This is a genomic window from Okeania sp. SIO2F4, assembly GCF_010672385.1.
In the GTDB taxonomy this organism is placed as follows: Bacteria; Cyanobacteriota; Cyanobacteriia; order Cyanobacteriales; family Microcoleaceae; genus Trichodesmium.
In genome coordinates, this window is the sequence record NZ_JAAHGT010000247.1 from 1 (window position 1) to 11,217 (window position 11,217).

The following is an 11,217-nucleotide window of genomic DNA, read 5'->3' on the forward strand; positions in this document are numbered from 1 at the left end:
GATAGTTGAACTTATGTGTGATGGGACTAATTATTATTGGTTAATGGGTCATTTACTTCAAGGTTCGCCACCAAGAAAAGGAACAAGAATTACTAAAGGACAACCAATTGGCATCCAAGGTCTCACACTTAAGAAAGATGTTTATAAAGCATAGCTAAAAAAGGGGGGAAGGGGAGCGTCGGGAACAAAACCAATTAATTTTGCGCTTTTTACGATAGTATGCTACAGTAAATAAATTAAGGCTTTTGAGCTAGCAGTGTCAGTCTGTAGAGCGACCGTAAGACCGAAAAGAGGGAAGGGCTTTGCAGGCAGGTGCGTTAGAAACAGAAAGCCCTTATAGGTTATTTTAGGGAAATCCCGCTTTGTCGTGTAAGCGCAACGTCGGGATGATGTCTATTGCGAATGCTACGCAAACACACTTAAGAAAATTTCGGTTGTGCAAATGACAAAGTGTGGGATAAGTAAGTAGGGCTGACCAATATAATTTGAAAGCAGTGATACAAGTGAGTTTTTGTAATTTTTGTCGGCAAAAAAGTGCAAATTTTTCAGCCTTTAAGACCAAAAAGTTAGGACTAAAGGCAGACTTGCACAAAAAGATACAGGTACAATTATTCCTCCTGCTTCCGAGGGTATCCCTGCCCTCCGCAGACAACACTTCCTTGACGCACTACCAAAATTTCTATACTCTAGGAATATCATAACTTAGAAAATCATAAGCCATATCAGTATTAGGAAAAATAGCCCGCGCCTCCTGTAGCAAATCATCCAACAAAATCTGATTTCCAGGAGCATACCTAGGACTAAAATGAGTCATCATCAAATGCTTGACACCCGCAGCTAAAGCTACCTGTGCCGCCATAGTTGAAGTAGAATGCAATCTTTGAAAAGCCATTTCAGCATCCTGATGAGAAAAAGTAGCCTCGTGAATAAGTAAATCGGCTCCCTGCGCTAATTCTACAGCCCCATCACAAAATACAGTATCAGTACAATAAACAAACTTCCGACCTATTTTGGGTGCGCCACATAAATCAGCTCCATTAATTTTCCTTCCATCAGATAAAGTAACCCACTCACCCCGTTTCAACTTCCCATAAATCGGGCCTGGGGAAATCCCTAAAGCCTTTGCCTTTTCCACATTAAAATGCCCTGGTCGATCCTTTTCTGTTACCCGATAACCAAAAGCAGTAACCCGATGTTTCAAATAACCACAACTAACAACATACTCATCATCCTCATAAATAACACCAGGTCTACTCTTATAAACTTTAATTGGATAAGCTAAACGAGTTTGAGAGTATCGAAGACCAGCTTGCAGATAATCCTCTAAGGCAGGTGGACCATATAGATCGATACTTTTAACATTTCCCCCCAAACCACAACTAGCCAACAAACCCATCAGACCAAAAACATGGTCTCCGTGCATGTGGGTAATAAAAATACGACTGAGTTGACTAACCTTAAGTTCACTACGGAGAAACTGATGTTGAGTTCCTTCACCACAATCAAACAACCATAATTCAGCCCGTTGAGGCAGACGTAAAGCAATACTCGAAACATTACGCGATCGTGTTGGGACACCAGAACTGGTTCCTAGAAAAGTTATCTGCAAAACCTAAAACTTCCGATACTATGAGTGCTAACATTTGCTAACAATGCACAGGCAGATTAACCTGCTGAGGGGGTATCTCCCAATGTCTACAAGAAAACCTGTAGACCCTTTTAAATACTTACGTCGCCTTGGTTATCGGCGTGCGCAGAGGTTTTAATTACTTGACCATGCTAGGGGTAACTTATCAGGATAGCGGTTACTTAGTGGCCTGGTTTGACACCACAAACTACTCTGTTTGTCATATTTTAGCATAATCTATACAACTCGGTCGGTATAACTATATAAATATATATCAATATATGAACTTATGTTAATAAAGATTAGTAAATCAACAATAGTTAATTAACCTCCATAGCCGAACCTTTTTCTGGTTTAAAGGTGCGTTCCAAATTACGTCGTCAATCCGACTGCTCCACTAAACATTTATAGTCCAGCCATCTTATCTGGCCTAGCAAATTCCTGCTAAAAGCGCAACATTGATTGGCATTGATGCCGACGATCCTTTAGGAAGAGAGAGCAGTGATAAAAGTAAACATTCTGATAAACTAAAAAAATGTGATAATACCAATTCACTTTAAAGATGTCACAAATAGTTTCAAACTTTAAATGTGAAATAATTTCCTGAAATTACTGTGGCATAAAAGTTTTGAGTCTATAAAATCTTAATGCATGACTTTTGAGTTCCATAAAACGGTATAAACGGTATAAGTATAATCACACTGTGAATATTTTATTTATAAAATTTTAGCGAAAAATTCGGCTAGCTCCCCCGTCTTTAATAGGCTATGCTTTATCCATAAATCTTGAAACCCTTTTCTGATAGGGAGATGGGGGGGATAAAGAGAGTAAAATTACGGAAAAGTCTCTAATTAAATCTAATTGAATAGGTTTTAAATACGTTGACTCTCCCGAAATATCAATTTCATGGCAAACACATAATTTATCTCTTTTGTCAAGTTTTACGTTAAGAAATATGTGGGTAGTGGGTAATGGATGGCTTTTGATTAACAACTTGATTCAGTAAGTCCTATTACCTAAGCAATAATCATGCTTTGAATGAGAATCTTCATATCCTTAGGCTGAGTAGTAGGTCAAATTATTATATTTATTTTGGCTTTTTCCTACATTAGTTATCCCAAATTAAAAATCAAAAATTAAACAAATATGAGTTCTGGATTATTGTTTATTTCTTTTATTACTCGTACTAATAAACCATTAAAACACTATTGGTGGATATCTATTCTAGCATGGGTACTAATGATTGCCCCTGCCCAAGCCTCCCTAGTTTTGCGAATTGCCATTCAAGAAGGGGTAAAAGAAGTTAAAGTAGGGAGTTCCACAAACGCCATAGTTAGAGACGGTGCAGGTAGAGCAATTGGTGAATTAAAACCAACTAAAGGTTTTGCAGCAGAACTTCAATCAGGAAAAGTAGCTTTGGCCAACTGGGTCTCCGGTCAAATGTGGATCGAACCCAAAGGAGAAGGTTATGTGTGGATAGGCGATCGCTGGTATCGAGGCCGCACCCATCTTATCCCCCACAAAGGAGGTATAACTGCTATTAACTATGTAAACTTTGAAGAATATCTCTATAGTGTTATTGGAGCAGAAATGAATGGCAACTGGCCACAAGAAGCCCTAAAAGCTCAGGCCGTTGCTGCCCGGTCTTACGCCCTGAATAAACGTCAAGAAAACAGCAACAATTTCTATGATCTGGGTAATGACCAATTCTGGCAAGTTTATCAAGGAATTAAAACAGAATCTCCAGGAACTTACGCTGCTGTTGATGCCACTCAAGGCCAAGTGCTTACCTACAATGGTCAAATTATTTTGGCCTTATTTCATTCATCTTCTGGAGGACACACAGAAAATGTAGAAGATGTTTGGTCAAACCCACTGCCCTACCTCCGTGCTGTTCCTGACTTCGACCAAGATGCCCCAGTTTATGAATGGACTGAATCATTTTCTCAAGCAGAACTAAAGCAACGAATCCCAGGAGTTGGAAATATTCTTTCTATGACACCCCAGATTACTACTCCCCACGGCAGTGTTACTACTATGAAAGTTTTAGGAGATGCGGGGGTTAAAACTGTTGAAGGTACAGATATTACGGCAGCTTTAGGATTAAAAAGTACAAGATTTACTGTTAGTGCGAAGAAAACTGAAGGTCAAAAAATCCCTACCAGTTTCCAAATTATTGGAAAAGGTTTTGGTCATGCCGTAGGAATGAGTCAATGGGGAGCTTATAATTTAGCTCGGAATGGATATAATTACCACCAGATTTTATTGTACTATTATCAAGGCGCAACTTTAGCGAGAATTGATGTCCGCTAAGACTTAAACTTAGGTGATACTCCTGAATAATTAACTCTATTTTTATTGTCTGAAAAAAATATCAGAAGCTGATAGTGTATCAACAAACAAAGAGATTAGCTTGATTTACATCAGGAGAACACAAAAATCATTCCGAAACAAATAAATTTTACAGAATATAGAATTTATTGATTAGTTAATTGTTGAGCAGTTTTTTCAAGTCTAGATTTATCATCAAATGCGGAGTTATAGAAGTTTTCATTTATTATAGAAGCGATTTGGTATCTTTGCACGTGTTGCGGGTTTTTGGCATAGGAGTCAGAACTCAGGAGTCAGAAGTCTGGAGAGCGAGAAATAGAATAGACTTCTCCGCAAAAGAGGGAGTGGGGAGTAGGGGCGATTCGCGAATCGCCCGCAGGGGAGTAGGGGGAAAGAATTGATGATTTATCCGTATGGGATTGATTTGATTTTTGATTATCACGCCTATGTCTAATAGGGAAAAAAGCTCCTGCGACCCCACGACCTTCGGGTATCTATTTCAGAGACGCTACGCGAATGGCAGTTGCGTGACTGTCGGGAAACCCGCCCAACGCAATGCACTCACCGTTGCACAGCGCAAGGGAACGCGCACCAAGCAGTTAGAAAAATACCCCATATTCACTATCTTCCTATCTCTCCATCTACCCTATATTTAAGGAGTCGTTTCATTAATTGATAATGGATAATGAATAATGGATAATTACCTCGGGTTTTAACCGTACTTGATTGAATCTAAGGAAATCACTTGTTCTTTTCTCTTGGTCGATTGGAGGCAAGCGAGGTTTCCTCGCCATCCCATCCTACGGAAAGCTATCCTACGGAATGCTCCGCAAACGCCTTTCATGTCGCGAAGCTAAACGACCGCTTTTTCTCTTGAAATAGAAGGCAATAAAGCCGAATTGATTAATTATCAATTATCAATTATCCATTGGCAAGAATAACCTGAACATTTTTTTTTATGTAAGCTAGATTTCACAATTTATTTTAGATAAAATTTGTAGAACTTATTTTTACATGATGCCTAAGTACATCAATAGAGCCAAAATGGGTTATATAGAGTCCAGATACTTTAGTTTAAAGGTAATTATAGCTGAAGTTATTTGTTCAATTCAAGTCAAAAGTGCTATAAATTAGAAATATACAAAGTTGTCAAAATCAATTATAATTTTTTCAATTTTGACTTGAAATAGACAATAGGGAACACCCGATCTGGGAATAGGGAAAAACCAGCCCTCAAATTTAATTTGACCATAATTATCAAGCTGACCTCTCCCTTGTCCTGAATCCTGACTCCTGCTAAAAAAAAGTTAATCTAGCAATATTTTTTGAAACTGGTCTTACTCAGTTTTTTTGCCTTCTGAAAGTAATTTTTTGCCAAATTTATCCTGAATACTCCATTAGACATGGTACATTTTTAAGTGCGGAAATTTACTTGGTTTCAATTATTGATCGGATAAGTAAAGTCTTAGAGACTGTTTGTAAAGGAAATATAAAAAGGAGGTAGGGAACACTTAACTGGGAACAGGTATGGAGGGAGGAAGAAATCAAGACAACTATTTGTCAGTTAAAAATCTGGGAATATATATATCTTTTATATCTTTCCACCTCTGGTATCTACCAAATTTCAATCTCTTGAAGTACTATCGCTTTTAGATTTTAGTCACTCGTATGCTCTCATTCGACTTATTTTACAAACAGCCTCTTATATCTTTATTTGAGATAAAAAACAACTGAAATGAGGAAAAGGCAAAAAATATATCTATTTTATTAACTTGATAACTGCTATATATAAAGTTAGGCTTTGGTATATTAATTAAGTAGATTAAACAGCCTTGAAGCCAAGGTAATATTAGGGAGAAAAAAACTGACAGCTAATATACGACCTGTTAATTACTATAATATTATCTTTGCCCTCGCACCTCTGAAAAATTTTCGCATAAATGGTTCCATATTATTAGATAACAAATGCAAAAGTGGGAATATCTATTAGTAGAAGCAAGCCCTTATCCTTTTGGGGATAAACTGATTAACATATATATAAACGGTAAAGAACGGCGAGAATGGAAAGACAGAACATTGTATGAATTAGTTAATCATTTGGGTAATGAAGGATGGGAATTAGTAACTTTTAGTCATAACTCAAAATCTGACGATAATTACCTCATATTTAAACGTCCTAAAACTACAATATAAACTATCGATACTTAAGAATTTCAGCTAATATCTTCAGCATCTGATTGATATAATCTTCTTTGCCATTCAGCATCAATTTTATCTGTCTGTTCAGCCTCCTGTTCTAGCACATTCTTTTCCGTTGTATAAGCTAAATCTTGATTACTAATAATCGTTTCTTTGGCAAATTCTCTAGCATACTCAATTTTCCGACTTAACAGATTATTAGTCTGGTTTAAAGCAATAGCCCTGTTTTGCCTTTGTTGATTCCGTTTATTAACTTTACCGTTACGCCATTGTACCCAAAAATAACGAATTAATGGTAATACTAAAAAACTAATACCATAAGCCAATAGCAAAGGATAAATAATTTCAACAAAACTAATAAATCCTCCAATCTGAGCTACCACTGTACCATCTTTTAACAACGAACCCAAAACTAAAGCACCAACAAAATTAACAGCACCTAATCCAGTTGCTAACATTATTTGACCAGAATTTGCCTCACTAAACCGCCAAGGTTTTTCCTTCAAATAAGCAGAAACAGGTTGAGAATGCCACTCTTTTGCTGTTGTTTGTAACTCAGGAAAATGATACACAATTTGACCATCTGGACTAACTTCCGGACGACCATTAAAACGAATTAATACTGGTAAAATATACTCCTCATATTCCAGAGCATATCCTTTTCCTAAATCATCTAAATAAGGAGCAATTTGTTCCGCAACTACCGCCCCTTGATTATTTTTAATTACAGTAGCGATCGCCTGCCAACGTTGCTCATCTAAATTGTAATTAGGGTTCCCATCTCCAAATAGAAAAGAAAATACAGCCTCCAAAAAATTCATCTCGTTTTCTTTGCCTGAAGTTCGAGATGTTTGTCTTTGTCTTTCCCTTTGTCGTTGATATCTATAGGGTCGATCGTAATATCCCCAATCAAACCACCAAAGCCAATAAGGATTAAATCCAAACCGGGGGAAAAATACCATTCCACCACCCGAATTATTACCCCCACCACCAGAGTCATTTCGTTCGCTACTAGAATTAATTGAAATAACAATAATGGCAATAGCAACCATTATAATTACCAAAGAAAGTATCAATAAAATCCCAAAAGAAATTCTAATCAAATAAAACAATATCCGCCAAACTTTTTCCCACCATTCTCTTAATCTTAACCGCCATAATTTATTGCGTAAAACATCTCTAAAATTATCAGGAAATAAATAAGCAATTTCCCCTGATTCTGATACTTGTAAATGACCACCACTATCTGTAGCTAAAGCTAATAATCCCTGTTCTGCCACTTTCACATCTAATCCAGCTTGAGCTGCTACATCTCCCACAGTAACGCGGTAGTCCAAATTCTCTACGGCTCTCATTATCGCAGGATTTGGAGTCATAACATTACCTCAGACTTAATTAATTTATCTACTTAAATTATAGACAAAAAATCAGTAATAGCTACATAAGTAGCTAAACAAAATTATTTACCGAATAATTAATAATTATTAATTATTAATTATTAATTATTCAGCTTTATTAGCCTCCCCTTGAAAGGGGAAAAAGCGGTCGTTTGCGAAGCATTCCGTAGGATGGGATGGCGAGGTTTCCCGCTCTTGACAGAGCCGCTCCGAAGTACGCCATATCCAATCTCCCCTCGATAAAAATGCTCTTGAATTTCCTTATATTCAATTCCCGAACGGTTTTAACCAGAGGTAATTATCCATTATCCATTATCCATTAATGAACTATTCTCATTCTCTGCCATCTTTAAAATGCCAATAATTCAGTTTGTATAGATGTGTAATTAATTTGTCACGATAACTTATCAAAACATCGAAATAAATAGATCTAAAATCAATATTAATTATGACAGTAGAGACATTAATTATCTAACATTTCTACTTATACAATTTCTCCATGAAGTTGCACTTAATAAAAGATAACAACTATCAGTAAAATTCAGGTCTGGGTAAAAATTATTAAGTGCATTATTACAAAGAAATGGAAGAGCTTCATTTTTATTGATGATTAATTTAACTATTGCGCTTTAGTTTTTAGATTTTAGATAAACTGTCTCAGTGGCGATAGTGCTACGCACCGCTGCGCGACATGAAACGCAGTGAAACGCCTGACCTGAGTTTAGTTGATAATTAATTTAACTATTGGGGGTTGCACAATCAGGAATGATGAAATCTGAAAGTAGATATTTTTGAATAATTCTTTCCTCAATATATGTACAGTTGAAAATCTATTATCATTCTTTAATGTGCAACCCCTAACTATTGCGCTTTAGTTTTTAGATTTTAGATAAACTGCCTCAGTGGCGATAATGCTACGCACCGCTACGGGTTTCATGTCGCGCAGCGAAACGCCCCACCTGAGTTTAGTTGATGATTAATTTAACTATTGCGCTCTAGTTTTTAGATTTTAGATAAACTGCCTCAGTGGCGATAGTGCTACGCACTGCTAAGCGATCGACCCACCTGAGTTTAGTTGATGATTAATTTAACTATTGCGCTTTAGTTTTTAGATTTTAGATAAACTGCCTCAGTGGCGATAGTGCTACGCACCGCTACGGGTTTCATGTCGCGCAGCGAAACACCTAATATCATTTCTCCATGAAGTTGCACTTAATAAAAGATATAGCAGTCGCCATTACTGGTGCGGAGATTCTCGCTCTTCTCAAATATACTCACAACAAGAATGTAGGGGTGAATGGTCATTCGCCCCTACGGACTTCTAACTTCAACAACATTCAGCTGTCAGTAAAATTCAAGTCTGGGTAAGAATTATTAAGTGCATTGTTACAGATAAATAGTATTACTCTCCTAATATTTAGATAGTTTAAATATAATTTATCAAGCCCAAAAATCCTACAAGCCAATTCTTCTATCTCATGTCAATTATCTTTCAACAATTACAGCGGTTTTCACTCATGTTGACTACAGTAAAAATTCTATATATACCTAAAGTTTAATAAATTGCAGAAATAGTTGTATTCTATGAAACATGAAAACCGCTATAATAATTAATAATTACCTCTGAAGAGGGTTAGCTAAAATCAATTATCGGTAGCAAGTTATTGAAAAATATCTATCAAAGTCTCATTTATATAGTGATTCTCTAAAGAATGAGAAATAGTACCTTTCTTTTCGATTCCCTCTTTTTATCCCTATTATCTCTTCGATTCCCTCTTTTCTCTGTTGCCAAAAATCAAAAACTTGTGTATCTCACCCAGATTTAAAAATGCTATAACTCAGTCAATTTTAGTCCTAATAGCAACTATATTGTTACTCATACAGAAAATCTTTGTTAAAACACGATAAAAATTATGGTGATTACTGATTATTAATAGTAATCTAGAGTAGATAGCACAACTATATAAAAATTATTGGAAAACTGACTCATATTCATCCAGCCATCATCTAGAATATCATTCTACTAGAAATAGACTACAAAATAAAGTGCCTAAACAGGGTTATAAAACTTGTCAAAATAATCTTTTGCAAACAAATAATTCCGGCAATTGATAATATATAAACCCTATTTAATTTGTCAGATTTTGCTAGTCTGATGAAATGAGGTTTTGCCAAAGATAGAAAAAATAATCTTTAGTCAGAAGAACATCAAGCATGACCTTAACTTGTTCTTTTGATGTATCTATTATAATTAGAATTTTATTTTGAAGACCTCCAGGAAAATTGGGGATTCAAACTATAAACTAAAAAATTATTTCTGACTTTTGACTTAACTCGCTTTGCTCAAAAGAGGAAGGATAAAAGTCAAAGGCAAACATTTAATCTTCTCTTAATTACTTCTTCCTTATTCCTTATTCCTTATTCCCTATTCCTTCCTTGAATAAATGCTAATATCTCTTTGCATTAATAACTTTGCCCTCATAGACCATCTAGACTTAGAATTAGGCTCCGGTCTAAATGTATTCACAGGTGAAACAGGTGCTGGTAAGTCCATTATCCTAGATGCTATTAATGCCACTCTAGGTGCTAAAATAGATCGCCGTATCATCAGAACAGGAACTAAACGAGCCACCCTAGAAGCAACCTTTGAACTCAACCCATCTCTAGCTGAATGGTTAAGTAGTCAAGAAATAGATCCAGTAGATGGTGCATTAATAGTTTGTAGTCGCGAAATTATTGTAGCCCAAGACTCCCTACGGACAAGGTCTCGTGTCAATGGCATCCTAGTTAACCGGAAAATAATGGACCAACTTCGCGATCGCCTAGTAGAAATTACAGCTCAAGGCCAAACTTTACAATTAGGAAATCCTAATCTCCAAAGAGAATGGCTTGATTTATATGGTGGTCATCCCCTACTAAAATGTAGAGAAGCAGTAAATATTACCTATCAAAAAGCTCAAAAAGCCAAAGCAGCATTAGAAAACCGTCGCCAGTCAGAGAAGCAACGTTTACAAAGAATAGATTTATTAGAATACCAAGTACAAGAATTAGATAAAGCTAATCTTAGCGAACCTCAAGAATTAGAACAACTAACACAAGAAAGTCAACGTCTTAGTCATGCAGTTGAACTTCAACATCAAAGTTATCAAATATATCAAGCTCTATATCAAAATGAAGGCGATAATTCAGCAGCAGCAGACCTTTTAGGAGAAACAGAAACCATATTAAATGATATGGTAAACTACGATTATACATTACAACCTATATCAGAAATGATTAGTGAAGCTCTAGCTCAAGTTATTGAAGCTAGCCGACAAATTAGCAGTTATGGGGAGCAATTAGAAGCAGATCCTCAAAGATTGCAGGATGTAGAAGAAAGAATTCAAGAACTTAAACAAATTTGTCGCAAATATGGTCCTACCCTAGAAGAAGCTATTAATTATTATCACAAAATACAAGCAGAACTTAAAGAACTACTTGAAGGAGGAGAGTCTCTCGAAGCACTAGAAAAAGTATACTTGGAAGCTCAAAAAGAATTACAAAACAAATGTAGCGAACTTAGTGTGCAGCGTCATAATGCTGCTGTTAAATTAGAAACACATTTGGTAGAAGAACTAAAACCTCTTGCTATGGAGAAAGTAAAATTTCAGGTACAAATTACTT

5 protein-coding genes are annotated in these 11,217 nt (G+C 36.1%); 3 read left to right on the forward strand and 2 right to left on the reverse strand.

Annotation, left to right across the window (positions count from 1 at the left end; genetic code table 11):
* Positions 1-679 precede the first annotated feature (679 nt).
* A complete protein-coding gene (locus F6K22_RS16905; protein ID WP_293100035.1) occupies positions 680-1,609 on the reverse strand; it encodes a ribonuclease Z in 930 nt (309 codons plus the stop codon).
* 1,164 nt (positions 1,610-2,773) lie between these two features.
* Between F6K22_RS16905 and F6K22_RS16910 the strand changes: the two genes are divergently transcribed.
* Together F6K22_RS16910 and F6K22_RS16915 are read left to right on the forward strand one after the other, a co-directional pair.
* Complete coding sequence (locus tag F6K22_RS16910; protein ID WP_293100038.1) at positions 2,774-3,940, forward strand: SpoIID/LytB domain-containing protein; 1,167 nt, start codon at positions 2,774-2,776, stop codon at positions 3,938-3,940.
* 1,983 nt (positions 3,941-5,923) lie between these two features.
* Positions 5,924-6,151, forward strand: coding sequence for a hypothetical protein (locus F6K22_RS16915; protein WP_293100041.1), 228 nt, complete (start codon positions 5,924-5,926; stop codon positions 6,149-6,151).
* A 20-nt stretch (positions 6,152-6,171) separates the two neighbouring features.
* On the opposite strand, the gene F6K22_RS16920 is transcribed toward F6K22_RS16915, so the two are convergent.
* On the reverse strand, positions 6,172-7,533 hold the full coding sequence (locus F6K22_RS16920; protein WP_293100044.1) for a hypothetical protein: 1,362 nt from the start codon (positions 7,531-7,533) through the stop codon (positions 6,172-6,174).
* A gap of 2,465 nt (positions 7,534-9,998) precedes the next feature.
* Between F6K22_RS16920 and F6K22_RS16925 the strand changes: the two genes are divergently transcribed.
* A partial coding sequence (locus F6K22_RS16925; RefSeq protein WP_293100047.1) for a DNA repair protein RecN occupies positions 9,999-11,217 on the forward strand: 1,219 nt, incomplete at its 3' end.

What these genes read in the sequence shown, in the direction of transcription:
- F6K22_RS16915 (WP_293100041.1), top strand. Translation starts at nt 5,924, where the DNA reads ATGCAAAAGTGGGAATATCTATTAGTAGAAGCAAGCCCTTATCCTTTT.
- F6K22_RS16910 (WP_293100038.1), top strand. Translation starts at nt 2,774, where the DNA reads ATGAGTTCTGGATTATTGTTTATTTCTTTTATTACTCGTACTAATAAA.
- F6K22_RS16920 (WP_293100044.1), bottom strand. Translation starts at nt 7,533, where the DNA reads ATGACTCCAAATCCTGCGATAATGAGAGCCGTAGAGAATTTGGACTAC.